General features: G+C 60.6%; 16 protein-coding genes and 1 pseudogene. 10 read left to right on the plus strand and 7 right to left on the minus strand.

Annotated elements, in window-relative coordinates:
- Positions 1–109: 109 nt before the first annotated feature.
- Both V4R08_RS08375 and V4R08_RS08380 read left to right on the plus strand, forming a co-directional pair.
- Complete coding sequence (locus V4R08_RS08375) at positions 110–3373, plus strand: tetratricopeptide repeat protein (protein WP_335578932.1); 3264 nt, start codon at positions 110–112, stop codon at positions 3371–3373.
- A gap of 263 nt (positions 3374–3636) precedes the next feature.
- Positions 3637–4455 (plus strand): formate/nitrite transporter family protein, encoded by an 819-nt coding sequence (locus tag V4R08_RS08380; RefSeq protein ID WP_335578933.1) that lies wholly within the window; start codon positions 3637–3639, stop codon positions 4453–4455.
- Positions 4456–5113: 658 nt separating this feature from the next.
- Here the strand turns inward: V4R08_RS08380 and V4R08_RS08385 are convergent.
- The 4 genes from V4R08_RS08385 to V4R08_RS08400 form a co-directional block, all read right to left on the minus strand.
- The gene (locus tag V4R08_RS08385; RefSeq protein WP_335578934.1) at positions 5114–5515 is read right to left on the minus strand and encodes a PadR family transcriptional regulator; all 402 of its coding nucleotides are present in this window, start codon (positions 5513–5515) and stop codon (positions 5114–5116) included.
- A gap of 373 nt (positions 5516–5888) precedes the next feature.
- Positions 5889–6107, minus strand: coding sequence for a hypothetical protein (locus V4R08_RS08390; protein ID WP_335578935.1), 219 nt, complete (start codon positions 6105–6107; stop codon positions 5889–5891).
- Positions 6108–6845: 738 nt separating this feature from the next.
- The gene (locus V4R08_RS08395) at positions 6846–7043 is read right to left on the minus strand and encodes a hypothetical protein (protein WP_335578936.1); all 198 of its coding nucleotides are present in this window, start codon (positions 7041–7043) and stop codon (positions 6846–6848) included.
- A gap of 125 nt (positions 7044–7168) precedes the next feature.
- Positions 7169–7579 carry a hypothetical protein gene (locus tag V4R08_RS08400; protein ID WP_335578937.1) on the minus strand — a complete coding sequence of 137 codons (411 nt, stop codon included), beginning with the start codon at positions 7577–7579 and terminating at the stop codon, positions 7169–7171.
- Positions 7580–8149: 570 nt separating this feature from the next.
- Here V4R08_RS08400 and V4R08_RS08405 point away from each other — a divergent pair.
- Positions 8150–8899, plus strand: coding sequence for an HAD family hydrolase (locus tag V4R08_RS08405; RefSeq protein ID WP_335578938.1), 750 nt, complete (start codon positions 8150–8152; stop codon positions 8897–8899).
- 56 nt (positions 8900–8955) lie between these two features.
- Here V4R08_RS08405 and V4R08_RS08410 read toward each other — a convergent pair whose 3' ends face one another.
- Positions 8956–10365, minus strand: a complete 1410-nt coding sequence (locus V4R08_RS08410) for a glycosyltransferase family 4 protein (RefSeq protein ID WP_335578939.1) — start codon at positions 10363–10365, stop codon at positions 8956–8958.
- 257 nt (positions 10366–10622) lie between these two features.
- Here V4R08_RS08410 and V4R08_RS08415 point away from each other — a divergent pair, with 257 nt between their 5' ends.
- The 4 genes from V4R08_RS08415 (at position 10623) to V4R08_RS08430 (ending at position 17022) form a co-directional block, all read left to right on the plus strand.
- A complete protein-coding gene (locus tag V4R08_RS08415) occupies positions 10623–10853 on the plus strand; it encodes a hypothetical protein (protein WP_335578940.1) in 231 nt (76 codons plus the stop codon).
- 307 nt (positions 10854–11160) lie between these two features.
- Positions 11161–12054 carry a hypothetical protein gene (locus V4R08_RS08420; RefSeq protein ID WP_335578941.1) on the plus strand — a complete coding sequence of 298 codons (894 nt, stop codon included), beginning with the start codon at positions 11161–11163 and terminating at the stop codon, positions 12052–12054.
- A gap of 157 nt (positions 12055–12211) precedes the next feature.
- Positions 12212–14668: a glycosyltransferase family 2 protein gene (locus V4R08_RS08425; RefSeq protein ID WP_335578942.1), complete on the plus strand. Its 2457-nt coding sequence runs from the start codon at positions 12212–12214 to the stop codon at positions 14666–14668.
- A gap of 2 nt (positions 14669–14670) precedes the next feature.
- The gene (locus V4R08_RS08430; RefSeq protein WP_335578943.1) at positions 14671–17022 is read left to right on the plus strand and encodes a glycosyltransferase family 2 protein; all 2352 of its coding nucleotides are present in this window, start codon (positions 14671–14673) and stop codon (positions 17020–17022) included.
- A gap of 15 nt (positions 17023–17037) precedes the next feature.
- Here the strand turns inward: V4R08_RS08430 and rfbD are convergent, their stop codons facing one another.
- Both rfbD and rfbC read right to left on the minus strand, forming a co-directional pair.
- Positions 17038–17952, minus strand: a complete 915-nt coding sequence (gene rfbD / locus V4R08_RS08435; protein WP_335578944.1) for a dTDP-4-dehydrorhamnose reductase — start codon at positions 17950–17952, stop codon at positions 17038–17040.
- Positions 17952–18506 carry a dTDP-4-dehydrorhamnose 3,5-epimerase gene (gene rfbC, locus V4R08_RS08440; protein WP_335578945.1) on the minus strand — a complete coding sequence of 185 codons (555 nt, stop codon included), beginning with the start codon at positions 18504–18506 and terminating at the stop codon, positions 17952–17954. Before rfbC ends, rfbD begins: the two co-directional genes overlap by 1 nt.
- A gap of 105 nt (positions 18507–18611) precedes the next feature.
- Here rfbC and rfbA point away from each other — a divergent pair, with 105 nt between their 5' ends.
- The 3 genes and pseudogenes from rfbA to V4R08_RS08455 form a co-directional block, all read left to right on the plus strand.
- Positions 18612–19487, plus strand: a complete 876-nt coding sequence (rfbA, locus tag V4R08_RS08445; RefSeq protein WP_335578946.1) for a glucose-1-phosphate thymidylyltransferase RfbA — start codon at positions 18612–18614, stop codon at positions 19485–19487.
- 25 nt (positions 19488–19512) lie between these two features.
- Positions 19513–20580: a dTDP-glucose 4,6-dehydratase gene (rfbB, locus tag V4R08_RS08450; RefSeq protein WP_335578947.1), complete on the plus strand. Its 1068-nt coding sequence runs from the start codon at positions 19513–19515 to the stop codon at positions 20578–20580.
- Positions 20581–20652: 72 nt separating this feature from the next.
- Positions 20653–21282: pseudogene (locus V4R08_RS08455) on the plus strand (nucleotide sugar dehydrogenase); the annotation flags it as partial.
- Positions 21283–21675: the final 393 nt, after the last annotated feature.

The following is a 21675-nucleotide window of genomic DNA, read 5'->3' on the forward strand; positions in this document are numbered from 1 at the left end:
AGCGAGGATTCGACCTGAACGTTTCCTGGTTGATGTCGCGACGAAGTTGCCGGATTTGTCCAATTCCATGACGATGCTATAAAATCAGTTGTTCAGTGAGGTCTCCACGATGTCGCAATCGCGTCCGGTATCCGTTAGCAGCACGATCGAGGACATGCAGGCGGAGCGCAGCTCGCTCGAAAACTTTGCCAATGAGCGCGCCCGCGACTTCGTTGGCAGGCAGTCGATCATTGCGCATGTCACCGACCTCTGCCTTTCCACCGTGAAAGAAAACCTCTTGCCCACGAAAGAAGCCACGCCGTGGGGCATCTGCATTACCGGCGATCCGGGTTCGGGCAAGAGCGCGCTGTTCGGCGAACTTCTCCGCCGCATGAAGGAGAGCGACGCTTTCGTTCTCGCGCACGCCGCCGGCGCCAGCCCGCGGGCCTCATCGGTCGATGCCATGCTGCGCCGCTGGATCGGCGAACTCGGCAGCGCGCTCGGCGTCGGCGACGTTGACCTCGCTGCTAATATCGACCCGGAGATTGTCGAGAAGGCTTTCGCCTCGCTGCTCGCGCGGATGGCGCCGCAGCGGCGCGTGGTTATGCTGATCGACGCGATCGACCAGTTCAAGAAGACCCCGCGCGGAAAGTTTACGACCTGGCTGCCGCGGATGTGGCCGGCCAATACGCGACTTGTCGCAACCGCCATTGCCGGCGGCGCCTCCAAGGCGCTGGCCGAGCGTTCGGGCGCGGAAGCGTTGGCTTTGCCGCCGCTGGACATGACCGAGGCGAGCGGCATCATCGGTGCCGTATGCAAGCGCAATCACCGCGAGTTGGCACCGTCGGTGATCGATGCGCTGCTCGCGAAGAAGCATGCGGGCGCGCCGGCGTGGGGCAATCCGTTGTGGCTGGTGCTCGCCCTCGAGGATCTGGAACGGCTCGACAGCGACGATCTTGCCGACATGCAGCGCGAATCTGCCGGCCCTCCGGAGGAACGCCTCGCGAGTTTGATGCTCGACACCGTCGGCGCCATGCCGACGGATATTGTACGCCTTTATCACGCAACGTTCGACAGCGCGTCCGAACAGTTGGGCCCCGCCGTTACGTCGGCCTTTATCGGCCTCATTTCCGCGAGCCGGGCGGGATGGCGAGAGAGCGATTTTCGTCAATTGCTGCCGCAGGTCAGCGGCGAGCCCTGGGACGAATCGCGTTTCGCCGCACTGCGTCGCCTGTTCCACGGCCAGATTCACCAGCATGGCGATCTTGCGCAGTGGAATTTCAATCACGCCCAGGCGCGGGCTGCCGCCCGCTCACGCCTCGCGGCGCTGCGGCTCTCGAATCCCCAACTGCACCTGTTGATCGCCGATCACCTTCTGACCCTGGCGCCGGACGACCGGCTGCGCGCGACTGAAACCATGGTCCATCTGCTGGCGAGCAAGGACTATATCCGCGCGGCCCGGTATTATGGCGATTCATCGTTGAGCGAGGCGGAGCTGCAAGGCGCCACGCGCGCGCTCGCCGACGCCATGATTTCGCCGGCGACAGGCACGCCGGCGAGCGCGGCGCAAGAGATTTGCCGTTTGCTCGACAACCCCGATAATTCTGTCCGCTCACTCGCGGCTGAGCGATTCCTCTTCAATCTCGACGACGTGGCCGAACGGCATGTACCTCCCGATGCCCGCATGATCGTCTTGAACGCGATCGAAGGAGCGTTCGAGCAGCTGCTTCGCACCGATCCCGACAACGCCGGCTGGCAGCGCAACCTGTCGGTTTCACGCGACCGTGTCGGCGACGTGCTGGTGGCGCAGGGCAAGCTACCCGAGGCGCTGAAATCCTTCCGCGACGGGCTCGCGATCAGGGAGCGCCTGGCGAGTGCCGATCCCGGCAACGCCGCCCGGCAGCGCGATCTGTCGCTGTCGCACGAAAAGATCGGCGACGTGCTGGCGGTGCAGGGCAAGCTGCCCGAGGCGCTGGAAGCTTTCCGCAGCCAGCTTGCGGCAGCCGAGCGGCTGGCGAACGCCGACCCTGACAATACGGAGCTGCGGGTCGGTCTGTCGCTGTCGCACGAAAAGATCGGCGAAGCGCTGATGGCGCAGGACAAGCTGCCCGAGGCGCTGGAAGCCTTCCGCAACCAGCTCGATATCACCGAGCAACTGGCGCGCGCCGCCGACACCGATGACAACGAGTGGCAGCGCGACCGGACACTGTCCTACGATCGCATCGGCGACGTGCTGATGGCGCAGGGCAAGCTGCCCGAGGCGCTGGAGGCCTTGCGCGACGGGCTCAAAATCAAGGAGCGGCTGGCGAAGGCCCATCCCGACAACACCGGCTGGCAACGCAGTCTGTCGCTCTCTTACGATCGTGTCGGCGACGTGTTGGTGACGCAAGGCAAGCTGCCCGATGCGTTGACAGCTTTCCGCACAGGACTCGCGATCGCCGAGGAGCTGGCGCGTGCCGAGCCCGACCACATCGGCTGGCAGCGCGATCTGTCGGTGTCCCACTCCAAGGTCGGCGACGTGCATGTGGCGCAGAGCAGTCTGCCCGAAGCGTTGAAGTCCTTCCATGACGGGCTGACGATCAGACAGCGGCTGGCAAACGCCGACCCGGATAATGTTGACTGGCAACGCGGCCTGGCGGTGTCCTACGATCGTCTCGGCGATGTGCTGATGGCTCAGGACAATCTGGGTGAGGCGCTGAAGGCCTTCGAGGACCAGCTCGCAATTGCCGAGCGACTGGCGCAGGCCCATCCCGACAACACCGGCTGGCAGCGCGATCTGTCGGTGTCGCACGAAAAGGTCGGCGACGTGCTGGTGGCGCAAGGCAATCTGGCCGACGCGCTGAAAGCCTTCCGCAACGCCCTTGCGATCAGAGAGCGGTTGGCGCGCAACGATCCAGGCAACGCCAGCTGGCAGCGCAGTCTGTCGGTGTCGCACGATTGTATCGGCGACGTGCTGGATTCGCAGGGCGCTCAGGCCGAGGCGCTGAAAGCCTTCCGCGACGCTCTTGCGATCAGGGAGCGACTGGCGCAAAGCGACCCCGCCAACGTCGCCTGGCAGCGCGATCTTACGGCATCCCACGATCGTATCGGCGAAGTGCTGGAAGGGTTGGGCAATCAGGCCGAGGCGCTGAAAGCCTTTAACGAAGGGCTCGCGATCAGCGAGCGGCTGTCACTCGCCAATCCCGGCAACGTCGACTTGCAGCGCAGCGTTGCCGTGAGCCAAGGGCATCTTGCCGAGATGTATCGTCGATCCAATGACCACGACAATGCGCTGGTTGCGCTGCGGCAAGGACAAGCCGCCATGGAGCGCGTCGTCATGCGCGCGCCGGACAATGCCGGCTGGAAGAAAGATCTGGACTGGTTCAACGAGCAGATCGAGACCATGGCGGAATAATCGGTCCGCCTATCCGGACAAGCGGAAGATCGGCAGCGACTCGCTTTGCGACGTCGCTCGCGATCTGATCCGGCCACGCGCGTTGTGCCACGGCCCGCCCGGTCGCTGTTCCCCCACGCCTGTCAAACCCCGCGTGCGAAATTTCGCGCGCGGATCAGGACATTCCGTTGCACGGTATGCAGATATCTGATATGCGTTTGCGCGCTAACGGCGCTGCCTAAAGGCGGTGACCGGAAAAATCAAAATTCAGGGGGGAACGCGCAATGGCCGATTATGCGAATGCCAGCGTTGTAATCGAAACGGTGCCACCGTCGGATATGGGAGCCGCGATAGCCGCGGATGCCGCCAAGAAAGCCAAGTTCGGCACCCTACACCTGCTCATTCGCGGCTTTCTATGCACGCCCTTTCTGGCCTACGGAGCCTGTGTGGTATTCGCCATGGTCGCCGCGGGCATACCGCTCGCCGTGGCCGGACTTGTCTTCCCGGCAGGCTACGTCACGCTGAGCTTCCTCGGCCTGGAGATGGCGACCGGCAGCTTCGCGACGATGCCCATCGGCATGTACGCCGGGACGATCACGCCGTTACAATTAATTCGTAACTGGATTTGGACTCTGGGTGGCAATCTGCTCGGAGGCATCTTCTTCGGCTGGCTGCTGTGGTTCTCATTGACCAAGGGTGGGGCCATCCCGCCGGACGGCATGCTCAAAGTCATCGCCCACACCGCTGAGGCCAAGGTGAGCTATATCCATTACGGCGCCATTGGCTGGTGCGCCGCCATTGGCAAGGGCGTGCTTTGTAACTGGCTGGTGAGCCTTGGGTCCGTCATGTCCAAAGCCACGCGCAGCACCGTGGGCCGGGTTGTCCTGATGTGGATCCCGATCGGAATGTTCTTTGCGCTAGGCTTCGAGCACACCGTGGTCAACATGTGGCTGTTCCCGACCGCTATCCTCTCCGGTGCTAACGTGAGCATCTACGAGTGGTGGGTGTGGAATCAGATCCCGGTCACCATCGGCAACATCCTGGGTGCGATGGTGCTTAACGGCACGCTGTGGTACTTCACTCACACTCTGCAGAAAGATTAGCGCGTATTCCGCAAAAGCGGATACCGGTTCGCGTCAAGAAAACGCGTCTAATCAAAATCATAGAGCCCCGCTTCTGAGTTCCATCAGAAGCGGAAAGGCTCTAGCCGGAAAATGCTCGAGGGCGGCTGCCGATTGCACGGACTCAATCCATGCTCCGGTGTCACGGGCGGGCATAGCCAATACGAAGAACGAGCGTCACTTTCGACCGCCTTTATGACCCGTGCATCCGTTTTCTTCCGAAGATGATGGATGTGCGGGTCAAGCCCGGCAATGACGGATCATCGAGATGTTTCCGTTGAGGCATGGAACACACCGGCAGCTCACGTCCATCGTTGAGAGATAGCACGCCGCCTTTCCGGCGAGTCCCCGGCAACGCCGAGAGCCGGCCCCACCAGCTTCCCGACGTCCCCGATCATCCGCCCGACCGGATTTTCGACCAGGAACCGCTCAGCCGAAACCTCACTGAACAGGCAACGGGCCGCCCGGCCCGGAGTTGATCGGTTTTCGATGAAGACCGAGCGGGGCCATTTTCGGCGGCCCGAAGCAGGCTCGCATCACCCGTTCCACGAGCCGCAGTCGCATCCATCTCCGCTGCCGGTTTCAACTCCGGAGCGGAGAGGTTGATGGCGACCGCGCACGTGTCGGCCCCTCGCAGGGCTTATTTTCTCTGCATGGACGCGCGGGCGAGGACATCCAGCAGGCCTTCTGTAGCGTCCGCGTCGGCGTCCTTCAGCCTTTCCGCCATTCCGAGAGCGTTGCGCCAGCGGGCAACGCGTTCGCCTAGCGCCTTCAGGCGGCCGACGACGGCGTCGGCACGATCGCAGTTCAGCTCGAGATAGGCGCGTCCTTCGTCGGTGATGGTGAAAAGCCTCGGCGGATCGGCAGACGCGGTCAGACAGCGCTCGTCCACAAGACTGGCCAGCATCGGATGGATGACGTTGGGGTTGGGCAAGAACCAGTCGGACGTCATTTTCTCGATCGTTTGAATGACCTCGTAACCATGACGAGGCGTCTCGGAAATGAGCGAGAGTGCAACCAGACGCAGATCGCCTTCGGCCACACCCTTTGATGATGGAGCCGTCATTTTTGTTCTCCGTGAAGGTATCTTTGCTCGAAAGAAACCCATATTATGCTGTAACGCAAGACATATTTCTCCGGGTGGCCGGACCGCGCCGCTAGGCGCACCCCATCGTATGCTTTGACACGCGCGCAGCCGGATGGACAGCGTCTCTGCGACCACCTTTTTGCATCGGATGAATCGCCCCCGACCGCGCGTCACTGCGGTCGGCACCCGGAGGCCGTTCCGCAACTCACCGTTGTTCAGAAGTTGCACGGGTTGGTTGCCGGCCGAGGGGAAAGCCTGGAAACCCGAGTCAGTCCGCATGGCCGCCGGCGACACGATCGCCATATTCCAGCCCATTCGTGCAATGGCTTCATGAAATTTCGGTCGGGAGATTCCACTCCGGCCGCGGCGCAAAATCCTCGTCCACCCGCTTTACATGGAGGCCACGCGGCAAGACCTGACCGCCCTCCTCGTCGGCGACCGGAAGATCTGAAATGCGACCCGCCCGCAGCGCTTCTTTCCAGACGTCCAGTTCGGTCGACGCCGATTTACCGATGCGTCTGTCGCGATCGAATAGTGCGTAAGGCATCGTGTTCCTCCCGGACTGCCCAATTTATCAACCGGCGGAAGGGGTAGCCGTTCCGTTCCGAATGAGGCCGGAGGCGATCCCATTGGAGTCCCGCTTCTGCTGGAATCAGAAGTGAGACTCTAGAATTTTGACGCGTTTTCTTCACGCGCACCGGTATCCATCCTCGGGTCAAGCCAGAGGACAGGCTTCGTTCGAAAACGCTATAATTAACGCAGGCTTCTTTTGCGGGCGTCCGTTTGTTTCCCGGTCACGCTGAATGGCGTGGCGGGGCATCGGGGACCAGAACCGCACGCGACCAACAACGGCGACCATACCCCGCGCCGCCGCAGGATACTGCGCAGCTGATATCGCTGATGCACTTGAGGGCTCACGGGAAAAGGACGCTGTGTTGATCAGGTTACAGCCGAATCACTCCAACATGATCATCCTTGCGACGTATGGCTGCAAACAAGGTAACGGCAGTACACAGGGCTGAAAGATTTCCAGCTTCGCCTTCGAGCCATTCTCGAAAGAGGATGGCTCTTTCCTTGATCTCATTCGAGACCGTCTTTCATCACACTCCCGATACAAGAGAACAGCGGCCGATATTGGATTGCCTGTTGGGCAAGGCCCTTCCATGCCGAACTCTCGGTGCAGCCCGCTACTTTGGTGATCGAACCGTAGGGGCTCGCGCATCCTGGATGACGACTATGCGATCCACGCGCCTTGGCCTGAAACCGTGCGCCACCGAAACCGTGTTTACTTTGGCGTCCGCAGCCCCGACGAATTCGCCCACGCATCGATGTGGGCCGCCGTGTCTGCCCGACGAGCCCTCTTTAACGCTTCATCCCTGCGAGCACCCGGAGGCAGTTCGTCGGCAGCCTTACGGGCATTTGCCGCAAACTCGACCAGACGATCTTTCAAAGACTTTAGCTGAGTAAAACGCCGCACCTTCATGCCGTTGCTCCCTTGTTTTGAAGGAGAGGAGCGCGAGCAGCGTTCTCCTGATCCCTCATTAGAAGCCACAACCATCGTGGTGGTACGAGAAAGTGTGCGCCTCCCGCTGACGGAATGCGAGTCAATTATTCACGAATAGAACGGAGTGATTCAAACAAGATTGGGAATTTAATCAAATAGCTCGAGGCACTATGTTGTGTCGTCCGGATCGCATTCGGCCGGTCGAACAAAAATCGCAGCGCCTCGCATGATCCGGTCGCAACAGCATCGTCCGCCAACCCCATCCTAGTGAAGTGAATTTGATGGCCGCGCAGGCGCATATCATTTGGCAAAGGAGGATCACCACTTATAGGCGATGCTTCCAGTGATGCGGCGGCGGTCGCCATAGAAGCATGCAGGCTGGTTTGCGCGACGACCGTTTCGACGCCGCCTTCAAGCGTGAGCCACCCGGCAAATCCGAAACACATTGATCGTAGCAACCAGTTCTTCCGCGCACTGCTTATGACAATTTTGTTATGACAATTTTGCATTTCCACGCCACCCCTCCGGCCTGTCGGGTTTCTATAGAGCAGGCTCCATAAAGAAGAAGACAGAGAGAGGTGCGCACCCCCTGCGCGGGTTAGAAGCTCTTTAAAGCGGGTTAGAAGCTCTTTAAACGCGTTCTCTGCCCATAGTGTTGCGAGAATAATACGACTTGTGGGATCGGGTATCGCTTAAACGCCGGGGACGATTGCAAGAGACGTCGTATTGCAGGAGATGCCTTGCCGCTCAGCGCGCGACTGTCGCCATTAGGCTCGCAGAAGATCACGACACTCCGTTCCGAATCGGATTGACGTGGCTTCCCTGCGATAAGGATACAAGGGCCCTTGCGTGGCGGCATAAGAAATGCTTTTGGCTTGTCCAAGATGATTAAATTGCGCAAACCTCCAGATTTGGATTTTGATGCGCAAACAATTGGCGTCCGCCGAGTCAGCATTCGTCGGGAAGACTTCCGACCTCTGCACGAGTCAGACCTCTGCACGAGTCAATGGCGTGACAACGGTTGAAGCAATACAGGTATTTCGGCAGCATCCATCTGTCGATCTGTTCGTCGGTGTGTGAGGAAAATGAGCGAAATGATTGCCGCAAACTTGCCGCTGGATCGTATCAGAGCGTTGATCGTTCAGGCGCGCGCCCTGATTCTCGACGTCGATGGAACGCTTGCCGAAACCGAGGAGGCTCATCGTCAGGCGTTTAACACTGCCTTTGCGGGAGCCGGCCTCGATTGGCGCTGGGATCGCGCCGTTTATAAGGAATTGCTTCGAGTGGCGGGAGGCAAGGAGCGTATCCGCGCCTTCGACAACTCGCGAGACGGGCAGCCGCCGCTGTTGTCGGATTCCGAGATCGCCGAACTGCACCAAATCAAAACCAGGCTCTACGCCGAATTGATAGCCAAGGGCGGTTGCCCGCTTCGGCCGGGCGTTCGCGCCTTGTTGGATGCGGCGCGGCAGCGCGGCCAGCAACTGGCGATCGCAACGACGACCTCGTACCCGAATATCGACGTATTGCTGTCGGTCTCGCTGGGCAAGAACTGGGAGCAGTGGTTCGCAGCTATTGCCGCCGGCGACGAGGTGACAAGGAAGAAACCCGCGCCGGACGTTTATATACAGGTACTCTCCAAACTGAATCTGCCCGCGCGGCAATGCCTCGCTGTTGAAGATTCCGGCATCGGTCTGGCTGCGGCGACAGGCGCTGGAATTCCTGTCCTGATCTCGCGCAGCGCCTATTTTAGCGACGATGATTTCTCAGGTGCGGTTTGTACGGTCGATGATCTGACAGAACTGACGGGCATTCCTGAAAATGGCCCGGAAGCTTGATCGACGAGATTACAAACGTTGGTTGGTCTGATTCTCAAGAGTGGATGAAATCCAGATCAGCGTAACGCCCCTTTCTTCGAGATGTCTTGTTTGACCGTAGCTTCATCAGACGGACCGGAGTCGCCCTCGTCTGACATTTTCTTTTCGGTCGGAACGACCGACTTTCGTGACGAGCGCCTGACGGCTCTTGGCCATTCCGACGCCGGACGTCCCGTCCAAACGGTTCGACGGGCGGGCGTCGTGGGTGCGTTCAGGTCGAGAAGCTGCCGCATTCGCGGAATACAGATCCGCGAGGCATCGTAGTGGTCGATAACGAAGCGGCGGGCGGACTCTCTGATTGCGTTAAACTGATCCGGTTCCTGAAGCGCTTCAACGACCCTTTCAGCAAGCTCATCAACCGCAAAAAAAGGAACCAGCACGCCGGTGTCTCCGGAACTGATGACTTCGCGCACCGGCGGCGTATCCGATCCTATCACCAGGCAACCGGCGCTCATCGCTTCCAGCACCGACCAGGACAGCACGAAGGGGTACGTCAGGTAGACATGCGCCGATGACACCTGAAGTGCCGCAATAAAAGTGTCGTATGGAACACCGCCCATGAAATGAACGCGCGACATGTCCAACCGATCGCGCACCTCCTCCAGGAAGATCGACTTCCAGTTGCTGCCCACCGGCGGAGGAAGTCCGTAAGACAATCCATCCCTGCCGATAATGACAATCTGTGCGTTGGGCCGGCGTCTCAGTATTTCGGGAAGCGCGCGCATAAAGATGTGGTAGCCCCTGAGCGGCTCGAGATTACGCACGACAAATGTCACAATTTCATCCGAGCGGCCGACCTGTCGGCCGTTTGGAAGCATCAGGCGCGCCCGCGGGTCAGGTCGCACGCGCGACGTATCGATTCCTTCATGAATGACTTCGATCTTGCTTTGATAATGCCTTGGAAAAGTCGACTGCTGCCAACATGTGGGCGAAATTCCGACATCGCAGTCGGCGAGTGCTAGCAAGGTTGTCGCATTCTTGAGCTGCAGCCCGATATCACCATCCAACCCGGATATCGGAAATTCCGGATCGAATCCGATGTCGCGCCCCTCGGCGCCGTAAAAAAACTCGCAGTAGACCAGACGCCTCGCCTTAGGAAACATGGTGCGCAACGGCAATGTTTCGCCCCAGCCGGGATGGGCAAGGATCACATCCGGCGCAAATCCGGAGGCCGCCAGCGTTGAAAGACTATAGAGCACCTGCTCAGCCCGACGGCACTCAAGATCGAAACGTCTCGCAAATGGATGCGTTCCGGAGACGTCCGCGTCGGGAAGAGCATATTTAATCAACTTGACCGAAGGCATCGGTTGCGCATTCGATGCGCCAACCGCGGCGAGTTCGAATCCTGGCTCATTGGCCAACACCGCCGCCAGATTGCGGTACTGCGCCGGAAAATTATTGTGAACGAATAAAATCTTCATCGACATGATCTCAATTGAGGACTCGGTTTACGCGTTTCCTTTTTAGTAAAAATCTTTCGTCAGAGAAGTCTGCAATGGCAATCCTGTCTAATTATTCGCATGTTGACAAATTCCAAATGAGTCGAGACTTTGTTCATCCAGCTTTCGCTTCCGTCTGACATCTTCCTGCCCTAAAAATCGTCGAGTAGTTGGGACTGCGTGGACACGAATTCCAAAGTCGCTGTATTATGTAGAATACGAAGGTGAGCGCGGAGGCATTCGCGATGAGACTCAAATTGACACAACGTCGTTCAGACTACCTGCCGCAAATCCAGCATCCGGATTTAAGCAGCGTTGAGAACGTCCCGGATTCCGCCGAGAGCATCGCAGATTCCATCATACTGCTGAGGGATGAGAACGACAGGTTACGCAAGATGGCTGCATCGTTGAGCGTGGAGGCTGAAGACATCCGGCGATCTCTCTCGCCGGCGAAATCGACCGCCTTGTTGGTGTGATCTTTAGCTCGGGACATGTGCTTCGCCATGACGGCCACACCGATCAGAACACGGTCATCATTGGTGCCTTAGAGAGAATCTTGATTGGCTTCATCCGTGTCCGCTGCATTTTCTCCGAGAGCAGACACAGTCGGGTGTGGGGCAGCGGCGACTTTAAGATGAGAAACAGGAAACGCCGACCATGGTTGCGTAACGGGTTGATCGTCAGTCCGCGGGCTTCGCGATAGCGGCCTTTCCGAGACACAGCGGACCTTCCGAGACAAGGCGGCGGCGCATGATGGGTTGGCACGGCTGAAGGAGATGACCAGTGGATCTGTTTCGGGGGACGACGAACGACGCTGAGCAACAGAAAGTTCTGAGTCTCGATCGCGGACTGTTCTTTATAAACTACAAGAGCGCCGAGGACTCCCTCTCGCCGCCTCGCGTGATGGTCGCCCCGGCCGAAGGGCATGAGAAGCGCATGGAAATTATCATGCACCCCGATGCGACCGAGCCAACGTTGTGGAAACCCAATTCCAGCCTGGTGGTGCGGGTCAACACGCCCGGTACTTTGCAGGTTCAGGTTCAGCCGAGGATACCTGGAGGATCGCGGGCTGCCATCGTACGCGTCGAGCAAATCCAGGCCGGCCAAACCCCCGCTACCGCCGGTCAGGGCAACGGCATGGGACAGCACACGCATGTTGCAACGGAAGGCCTGAAGGTGCTCGGCCATGTGGCCGGTCGCGGCGACATCATTGTCGGTCCCAATGCATGGATCGCGGGTCCGGCCGCGCCATCTCGCGTGGAAGGCGTGGCTCTGGAATGGCCGGACAGGCCCGCAAGCATCGATATCCGGTATGCGGTCCAATTCGCCAACGGTCAGACCGGCAGCGGCAGGATGGTGTCGCTCGGCACCTATGCCGGCACGCGCGGCCGGGCCCTGCCTCTTACCGCCGTCGTTCTCGAGATGAGCGGCACCGATGAATTGAAGTTTGTCGCCGAGGCAGGATTCCTGAATGCGCCGACCCTCCGCGCGGTGGGCAAGCGCGTGGTGTTGTCGGGTCCGACCAACCGCGAACCGCTGGTCGGTATTCGCATCGGCATCGAGCGTATCGAAACGACGAAACAGGTTGCGGCACCTGCAATGCCGCGCAAGTCTGCCGGTTCGGCACGGGTGCGGGTCTTCCGCAGTCAGCAGCGTCAGGCGAGTGCCATCCGATAGATCATGATCCAATCGGACGAAATCGAATCATAAGCGCATCTCTTTGTTCGGGCATCACGCTTTCGGAAAGCCTATTTCCGTTTTTCGGATCATGATGCGAATGCCAGCAGTAGCTTCAAAGCGCCGACCAAGCACCAACTGGTCAGGACACCGCCAGATGGTTCTCGGCACCGTCAGTGACACCCAGGCACCTGTCGGATTTCGCTCGCATGTCATGCTCGAGCGCATGGCCGCGCAAGCGCTGAAGGCTCGGGACTTTCTTGCGGCGTTCAAATACGCGGACAGACGTTGCCGGGTCGGGCCACCATCGGCTGCACATTGCTTCGTTCTCCGCGCGGAAGCGAACTGGCGGCTGGAACGCAGGGACGCGTCCCTGACCGACCTCGCCAAAGCGCTTCTCGTCGACCCATCCGATCTTGCCGCCAACCGCAGAATGCTCGCTTGGGCAACGGGCGATCGACAGCGAACCGCGGCTGCCAATCTGATCGGCTGTGACAGCAATCCGGCGATCCTGCGTGTTGCCATCGAGGAACTCCGGCGCGCAGGGGATCGGCACTGGGCCGCCTGTTCGGTGTTTGACAATCACGTGACGGGCTGGATCGCATGGACCACCGCAAACACGATCGAAGTCAGCCTTGCAATTGAAAACGGCACGCTCACCAGCGTGCTCGAACCCAATTCGTTTCACCCCCTGGCCAGCATGGACGTTCAGGCAACAGCCTTCCTGGTTCGGCGTCCGCCATCGAGAGCGCCGCAAACGCTGACGCTGACATGCGACGGCGAGATCATCCAGGTTCGACGGCTGGCTCCCAACCTGTCCACTCCGCCGGACATCCGAACCGATACACCCCGCTCAATCGCGCCACGATCCGACACCTCACCACCCACCGTTATCGTTCCAGTGTACCGGGACGTAGAGGCAACGCTCGATTGCTTTGCCAGCCTCATCAAGGCGCGCGCGTCGAATGCGGCCGGACAACACTCCTTCCGCATTCTGGCGGTCGATGATGCCACCCCCGAACCGGAGTTGCGGCGCTATCTGAACGAGCTTGCTGCTGCCGGGACCATCGATTGTCTCGTGAACGAGACCAATCTCGGCTTCGTCGGCGCGATCAATCGCGCGCTGGAGACCGTACCAGTTGGCGACGTCGTGCTGCTTAATTCCGACACCATTGTGCCACCTAACTTCGTTGAGCGATTGGCGGCCGCGGCGCGTTCCGCACCTGGCATCGGGACGGTCACTCCGCTGTCAAACAACGGCGACATTTTTTCGTTTCCGACACCGAACGATTTCAATCCGATGCAAGGTTATGAGAATATTCTCGAGATCGACCGGGTCGCGAGCATCGCCAATGCCGGTGGTGTCACCGAGGTGCCGAGCGGCATCGGCTTCTGTCTCTATGTTACACGCGACTGTCTTGCAGCTATTGGCGGGCTTTCGGAAAATTTTGAGCGAGGCTATCTCGAGGATGTCGATCTCTGCTTGCGCGCTCGCGCCAAGAGGTTTCGCAATGTCTGCGCGCCGTCGGTCTATGTCGGACATCACGGATCGAAATCCTTCCGGCACGAGAAGCGAGGCTTGGTGCTTCGCAATCTGGAGGTTCTGGACCGGCGATTCCCCGACTACCGACGGGAATGTCGCGCGTTCGAGATCGCGGACCCGTTACGACCGGCGCGTGCGAGGCTTGATCGCGCGCTGACCTGGCTCTCCGAGCCTTCGGTGCTGATTCTCGGCGACCGACGGGGATTCGCCGCCGTCGCCGAGGAGCGGGCGCGCCATATCCGTGAGCGTGGCGAGCGTGCGGTCCTACTGTTGCGGGAGCGCGACGTCGTCGACCTCAGGGTCGCCGACGGTAGCAGCCCCCAAGCCGTCCGGTTGAGTTTCGGCAACCAGAGGGCCATCGCCGACGCCACCGACATCATCGCACGGCTGCACCCCGATCGCGTCGAGATCGTCGAGCCTAGTCCGTTGCCGCAGTTGGTCGAACTGATACGGAGACTTGGCCTTCCCATCAATCCGTGGCTGACGGCACGGACTCTGAGCGAAGCCATCACTTCGCTTCCCGACGAGCCGCCGCTTCTCGTTCCTAACAAGACGGCGAAAGCGTTTGCGCAGGCCCGCTGGCCCAACCGCAAAGTCGTTCTCCAAAACTGGCCAACCCGCCCGCTGACCCTGACGCCGATCTCCGGTGCAAACAAATCGCTTGCTATCGTACCGTCTGCACCCTCGCCCGCATCCTTCCGCTTGATACGACGATTGGCAGAGCGTCTGCGGCGGCGAGAGCCATCCAGATCGATCGTCATCGCCGGCGCGACCTGCGACGATGATCGTCTGATGTCCCACGCGAATGTTTTCATAACCGGCACGGTCGCAGCCGACGAGATCGGCGATGTCCTGGCGCCGCATAATCCAGGCTGGCTGCTCACGGACTTCGAGGAACCGGCATTCGGACATCCTCTCATCGAGACCGCAAGACGGGCCTCGATACCTGTTGCCTACCGCGACTGGTCCGCCGGATCGGCCAAACCGCGCAAGTGCGATCTCGCCATCCCGGCGGACGCGGACGACCAGGGACTTGTCGATGCCGTTATCGCATGGGTCGGGCGATCCTGAACATGGCGCGCGTCACCCGAGCCCGCAAGCAACCAATTGCCGAACCGAAGCTGGTCAGCCGGCTCGCGCTCGGCGACGATGGCACGGTGTCCGGTTTGGTATTCGATCCGGCGGCTCCCGAGCGCCGCTTTACCGTCGACATCCTGCTCGATGGCCTGGTGCTGAAGACCGCCTACGCCGATGCCTTCGTCCCCGAACTCTCCCGGCAAGACCAGAACAACACTTGCGGCTTTGCGGTGACCATTGAGCCCGATCTGCTCCGCGCCGCGCGTCTTCTTTCGGCGCGCCTCGCCAATCTCGAGACTCCCGTCGGCCACCCCATCGACCTTGAGGATGACAGCGCGGCTCCGCTCGATCTGCGCCCGACCTGCAAGCTGCGTTGGCTGGGTGGCCTGCACTTTCAGGGCTGGATCGACAGCGAAGCCGCCGTCACGCTGGAAGCGATCGTCGATGGAGAATCCGTCGCGCAGGTCCGCGCCGCGGCCTGGACGCACGTCGGCGGCGATACCGAGGGAGACGCCTCACGCAACGTTCGCGCCTTCGATTTTCACGCCCCGCAACGCTTTGCTGACGGGCGTGTCCATCGAATCCTGCTGCGGAAAGAGGATGGCGAACAAATTCCGGCCACGGCCGTCTTCGTTGCATTTCCCGACGGCCTCATCGGAATGATCGATGTCATCGGCGGTTATGCGGCCGAGCGGTTGCGCGGCAAACTGTACGATCGGCTCATTCCCGCTTCGCTGCCCCTGCACGACTATGCCGATTGGCGCGATCGCTTCCCGCTGCCGGAGCCGCAGCCAAGCGCGCTTCGGCTGGCCGTCGTGATCGCCGGGAGCAATGGTGCGCAACAGACGCTGTCCACGCTGGAGACGCAAAGCCACGAGAACTGGACCGCGGGCGCGATCGACGGTCAGCCGCTCCTGATCGACAGCGATGCCATGCTGGAATTTCTCGAGGACGCCGCATCCGATGCGCGCCACATCGTCGTGACCATGGCGGGCGTCTCGCTCGAACGGAACGCCCTGGCACGCATCGCCGCCGCGTTCGACGCCAACCCCGATGCGGTAGCCATATACGGCGACCTCGACTTTCTCGCCGATGACGGCCGTCTTTGGCCGCTGGCGTTTCCGGCGTTCGATTACGAAAGGATGCTGGAGCAAGGGTATTGCGCGCATCTGTTCGCGGCCCGGCGCGACGCCCTGATAGCGGCCATTAAGGCGCGTCCGGACAACCTCTACCGTCTCTTCAACTGCCTGCTGGATCGAGCCGGTCCGTTGCAAGCGGATATCCTTCACCTGACCGGAGCGTTGGCGACCATGCCGAAGCTCGATCGGACAAAAGCCGGCGCCCTGCTGTCCGCCGCAAGCCATCTGCACCTGCGGGCACGCGGAATTGATGCGGAGGTGACCGAGCAGCAAGGCAATTTCTTTCCCGCTGTTCAAATCAAGCGGCCGTTTTCGCAGCAGCGAGTGACCGTGATTATCCCGACGCGCGACCGCGTTTCTCTCCTGCGCCGATGTCTTGACAGCATCGCATCCGCGGTCGAACGCTGTCGCGCCGATATCCTTGTCGTCGACAACGACAGCGCCCATCCGGAGACGATCGGCTTTCTGTCCGATCTGCCGCGACGCGGCATCCGGACATTGCGGATCGAGGGGCCGTTCAATTTCGCAAGGCTCAACAACCAGGCCGCGGCAATGCTCGACAGCGATGTTCTATGTCTTCTCAATAACGACATCGAGGCAAGCTCCGATGACTGGCTCGAAGAGATGCTTACGCGCCTGAGCGAGCCGGACGTAGGTGCCGTCGGCGCGCTGTTGACCTGGCCCGGCGGCGTCGTTCAGCATGGCGGTGTGGTGTTGGGCATAAACTTTTCAGTCGCCCACGCTTTCACCGACCGATTCAGCGATGACCCGGGTTTTCTCGATCAACTCCTTGTAGCGCACGAATGCAGCGCGGTGACCGCGGCCTGCCTTGCGACCCGACGAAGCGACTATCTTGCGGTCGGCGGAATGGACGAAGCCCGCTTCGCCGTGGCGTTCAACGATGTCGACTATTGCCTCCGCCTGCGCGAGGCAGGCAAGCGCATTGTCCTGACGCCGCACGCAAAGCTGGTCCACGCCGAATCTGTCAGCCGGGGCAGCGACAATCGTGCCGACCGGCGGGACCGGTTTGAACATGAGCTCAATCTGCTCCGTGCGCGCTGGGGTGAGGTGCTCAACGACGATCCGGCTTACAATCCGCAACTGTCGCGCGATGGTGTTCCGTATAACGGCCTGGCCTGGCCTCCGGCACGACGGGTCCCCCGATACAATCGGCCGCCGCGCGCGGGCGATTTGCCCTTGGGATTTTGACGAGGCGGCCTCGACTCAGCAGGCCGCCTGCTCGCGTTGCAGGGCGACGAGGCTGTCGAGTTCCGACGACAATGCTTGCTGCCAGGTCGGCGTGGTCACCCCGAACCGGTCTCTCAGGCGCGACAGGTCGAGCCTGGAATTGCTGGGCCGCCTGGCCCTGGTCGGGAAATCGGCTGTCGCAATCGGAGTGATCGTCTTCACGGCGAGCTTCGCACCGCGCGACCTCAACCCGGCGACGATGGCTGTTGCGAAGCCGTACCAACTGGTCTCACCGGCGCAAGCAAGATTGACCACGCCGGCATTGCGCACAAACAACCCTTCCAGGTTCGAAGCGTTCGACAGCACGATGCCGGCAACGGCATCGGCGATCGCGCTTGCCGTGGTCGGCGCGCCTACCTGGTCGGCGACAATGCGCAATTCCTCGCGTTCACCGGCCAGCCGCGCGATAGACCGCAGGAAATTGGCTCCGCTCGCCGCGTAGACCCAGGAGGTGCGCGCGATCAGATGCGGACCGCCGGCCGCGCCGATGGCGAGGTCGCCGGCGAGCTTGCTCGCGCCATAGACCGAGAGCGGGCCGGTCGGACTGTCCTCGCGCCACGGCCTGTCATTCGAGCCATCGAAGACATAGTCGGTTGAGAAATGGATCAGCGGCACGCGATGCCGTGCCGACCACGTCGCAATCGCCGCAGGCCCCGTGGCGTTGACGAGGAAGGCAAGCTCGCTTTCGTCCTCGGCGCGATCCACCGCGGTATAGGCCGCGGGATTGATAATGAGATCGGGTTTGAAAGCCTCGAGCGCCCCGGCAAGTGTCACGGGCTTCGACAGGTCGAATTCAGCGCGTGACGGGACCACGACCGTGCCGCTTTTTTCCAGCAGCGGCCGCAACGCCCCGCCAACCTGACCGTTGCTACCCGTCAATACTATCCGCATCAGACTTGCCCATAGACCGGAAGGTTCTTGACGTCGGCGAGCAGCGGCGCCTCCGAATCCTTGGCCGACAAGGACGGTGTCTCGACGCCCCAGTCGATGCCGATCGCGGGATCGTTCCAGCGAATCGAAAACTCGTCCTTCGGACTGTAGAGATCGTCGCATTTGTAGAAAAAGTCGGCGGTCTCGGAAAGAACGACGAAGCCGTGCGCGAAGCCGCGGGGAACCCAGAGCTGCCGCATGTTTTCTTCGCTCAGCTCGACGGCAACGTGGCGGCCAAAATTCGGACTGCCGACCCGCACGTCGACGGCGACGTCCAGCACCTTGCCGCGGAGCGCGGTCACCAGCTTCCCCTGCGTGAGAGGATTTTGCAGGTGCAGCCCGCGCAGCACGCCCCGGGCGGAGCGGGACAGGTTGTCCTGGATGAACGGGCGACCGACGCCGTGTTCGGCGTAACGGGGAAATTGATAGGTTTCGATGAAAAAGCCGCGCTGATCGCCGAACAGCCTGGGCTCGATGATGATGACGTCCGGAATTTCAGTCTTGATAACATTCATCTCATGTCACTTTGATTTTATTAACTCATGATACCTCCTCATTGATAACAAACTTGCACACTTAACACTATATGTTATGTTATCGACGATAGGATGTGAGGAGCTATGAAGGGCATCATTCTTGCCGGCGGGACGGGCTCGCGCCTTTACCCGGTGACGACGGTGGTCTCAAAGCAGCTCCTGCCCGTCTTCGACAAGCCGATGATCTACTATCCGCTCTCGACGCTGATGTTGGGCGGCATCCGCGACATTCTGATTATTTCGACGCCGCAGGACGAGCCGTTGTTTCATCGGCTGCTCGGCGACGGCAGCGAGATCGGCATGCGCTTTGCCTATGCCACACAAGAAACACCGCGCGGGTTGGCGGACGCCTTCATCGTCGGCCGTGACTTCATCGGATCGGACGCGGTCGCACTGGTGTTAGGAGATAACATTTTCTACGGTCACGGGTTGCCCCGCATGTTATCGGCGGCGGCCACCCGCAAGAAGGGCGCCACGGTGTTCGGCTATGTCGTCAACACCCCCGAACAATACGGGGTGGTTGAGCTCGACGACACCGGGCGCGCGCGCTCCATCGAAGAGAAGCCGAAACAACCGAGGTCCAACATAGCCGTCACCGGGCTGTATTTTTATGACAACGACGTCGTTGAGATCGCAGCCGGCATCAAGCCGTCCGCACGCGGCGAAATCGAGATCACGGACATCAACAACGCCTATCTCGAGCGCGGCAACCTTTATGTCGAGGTGCTCGGGCGCGGTTTTGCCTGGCTCGACACCGGTACGCATTCCTCGCTGGTCGAGGCCAGCCACTTCGTCCAGATCCTGGAGCAGCGCCAGGGGCTGCGCATCGCCTGCCCCGAGGAGATCGCGCTGCGACAGGGTTACATCTCGCTTCAGGCATTCGAGAAAGCGGCCGAGAAGAACGGGAAAAGCAGCTACGGCGAATATCTGAAGTCAGTTGCCCTTTCATACGAGTGTTGATTCCGGTCCACGGAGGCGATCCACTATGCGCTTCAAGGCTTCGACTATTTTTGTCACAGGCGGCGCTGGGTTCATCGGCTCGGCGGTGGTGCGTCATCTCCTGCACAATACCCACGCCCGCGTGGTCAATATTGACAAGTGCACCTATGCCGCGAACCTCGACTCGTTGCCTGGCACGAACGAGAACCTGAACTACGCCTTCGAGAAGCAGTGCATTTGCGACGGCATTGGCCTGCGCCATCTTTTCGAGAGATACCGGCCGGACGCGGTAATGAACCTCGCCGCCGAAAGCCATGTCGACCGCTCGATCGACGGCCCCGGCGAGTTCATCCAGACCAACATCGTCGGCACCTTCACGCTCCTGCAGGAAACGTTGCGGCATTGGCACACGCTGTCGCCTGAGAAGCGCAAGAAATTCCGTTTCCTTCACGTTTCCACCGACGAGGTGTTCGGTTCGCTCGACGATGATGGCTTCTTCACGGAGGCCACGGCGTATGCGCCGAACTCACCGTATTCGGCGAGCAAAGCGTCCTCCGACCACCTGGTGCGCGCCTGGCGCGAAACCTATGAATTGCCGACGCTGATAACCAATTGCTCGAACAATTACGGGCCCTATCACTTTCCGGAAAAGCTGATCCCCCACATGATCATCAAGGGCCTGGCCGGCGAGCCGCTGCCTGTCTATGGCGACGGCAAGAATATCCGCGACTGGCTCTATGTCGAGGATCACGCGAAGGCGCTCACGCTTGCGCTTGAGCATGGCGCGGTCGGCGAGACCTACAACGTCGGCGGACGTAACGAGCGCACCAACCTGCATGTGGTCGAGAGCATCTGCGACCTGCTCGACGAGATCGCTCCGGCGCCAACGGGCAGGCGCCGCGACCTGATCGCCTTCGTGGCCGACCGCCCGGGCCACGATCGCCGTTACGCCATCGACGCGTCAAAGCTGGAGCGCAAGCTCGGCTGGCAGGCGGAAGAGAACTTCGAGAGCGGCATCGAGAAGACCGTCCGTTGGTATGTCGACGAGCAGCCCTGGTGGCGCGCGATACTGGCGCGAGGCTATGCAGCAAAACGCGTGGGACTTAGCCAGTAACACAACCGGTGGCGCGTCCGGGAACGGCATGGCTTTTCTAACTTGCGATCGGCAACCTGGGTCCGTACCACGATGCGCATCGTGATGATTGGGGCCGGCTATGTCGGCTTGGTGTCGGGGGCCTGCTTCGCCGATTTTGGCCATGACGTCACCTGCATCGACAAGAATTCCGACAAGATCGCCGCACTGAACCAGTGCAGGATTCCGATCTTCGAGCCAGACCTCGACAAGCTTGTCGAGTCCGGCGTCAGTTCTGGTCGACTGATGTTCGGGGTGGATCTCTCCGGCATCAGCGACGCGGACGCCGTATTTATCGCGGTCGGAACGCCGTCAAGACGCGGCGACGGCCATGCGGATCTAAGCTATGTGCACGCCGCGGCTCGCGAGATCGCCGCGCGTCTGAGAGGTTTCACTGTCGTCGTCACCAAATCGACGGTGCCGGTCGGGACCGGCGACGAAGTGGAACGGATCATCCGGGAGACCAATCCGGCGGCCGACTTTGCAGCCGTCGCGAACCCGGAATTCCTGCGCGAGGGCGCCGCGATCCGCGACTTCCAGCATCCGGACCGTATCGTGGTCGGCACCGAGGACGAGCGCGCTAGAAAAGTGATGGGCCAGATCTACCGCCCGCTTTATCTCAACCAGGCGCCGATCCTCCAAACCAGCCGGCGCACCGCCGAACTGATCAAGTATGCCGCCAATCCAGGAAACCATGCGTCCCACCGAATGATCCCGCGCCACGCAGGCGCGCACCCGCCTCCAGATCGCCCAGACCGGGATCCAGAAGGTTTTCCTCTTATGGGATAGGACTGGCAACGAGTTGCGTGTTCTTCGCATTCCTGACGCCGCGTTCCGCAATCTTATTCATCGTACCCCGATCTTCTGACAGCCCATCGGACCTAGAGCCTTTTCGCTTCTGATGGAATCAGAAGCGAGGCTCTATGATTTTGATTTGACGCGTTTTCTTCACGCGAACCGGTGCCCACTTCGCTCGAAAACGCTCTAGCAGTTTGCTGAAAAAGGTTTTTCGAGGGGGCCCACGAGCAACATTGAATCAAGAACCGAGCCCGGAACGCACGATAGATTCAAGACGAG

Origin of the sequence: Nitrobacter sp. NHB1 (assembly GCF_036964665.1) — a bacterium.
Lineage (GTDB): Bacteria > Pseudomonadota > Alphaproteobacteria > Rhizobiales > Xanthobacteraceae > Nitrobacter.

Coding starts and splice junctions, on each gene's coding strand:
- V4R08_RS08375 (WP_335578932.1), top strand. CDS start 110: ATGTCGCAATCGCGTCCGGTATCCGTTAGCAGCACGATCGAGGACATG.
- V4R08_RS08380 (WP_335578933.1), top strand. CDS start 3,637: ATGGCCGATTATGCGAATGCCAGCGTTGTAATCGAAACGGTGCCACCG.
- V4R08_RS08390 (WP_335578935.1), bottom strand. CDS start 6,107: ATGCCTTACGCACTATTCGATCGCGACAGACGCATCGGTAAATCGGCG.
- V4R08_RS08395 (WP_335578936.1), bottom strand. CDS start 7,043: ATGAAGGTGCGGCGTTTTACTCAGCTAAAGTCTTTGAAAGATCGTCTG.
- V4R08_RS08405 (WP_335578938.1), top strand. CDS start 8,150: ATGAGCGAAATGATTGCCGCAAACTTGCCGCTGGATCGTATCAGAGCG.
- V4R08_RS08410 (WP_335578939.1), bottom strand. CDS start 10,365: ATGTCGATGAAGATTTTATTCGTTCACAATAATTTTCCGGCGCAGTAC.
- V4R08_RS08415 (WP_335578940.1), top strand. CDS start 10,623: ATGAGACTCAAATTGACACAACGTCGTTCAGACTACCTGCCGCAAATC.
- V4R08_RS08425 (WP_335578942.1), top strand. CDS start 12,212: ATGGTTCTCGGCACCGTCAGTGACACCCAGGCACCTGTCGGATTTCGC.
- V4R08_RS08430 (WP_335578943.1), top strand. CDS start 14,671: ATGGCGCGCGTCACCCGAGCCCGCAAGCAACCAATTGCCGAACCGAAG.
- rfbD (WP_335578944.1), bottom strand. CDS start 17,952: ATGCGGATAGTATTGACGGGTAGCAACGGTCAGGTTGGCGGGGCGTTG.
- rfbC (WP_335578945.1), bottom strand. CDS start 18,506: ATGAATGTTATCAAGACTGAAATTCCGGACGTCATCATCATCGAGCCC.
- rfbA (WP_335578946.1), top strand. CDS start 18,612: ATGAAGGGCATCATTCTTGCCGGCGGGACGGGCTCGCGCCTTTACCCG.
- rfbB (WP_335578947.1), top strand. CDS start 19,513: ATGCGCTTCAAGGCTTCGACTATTTTTGTCACAGGCGGCGCTGGGTTC.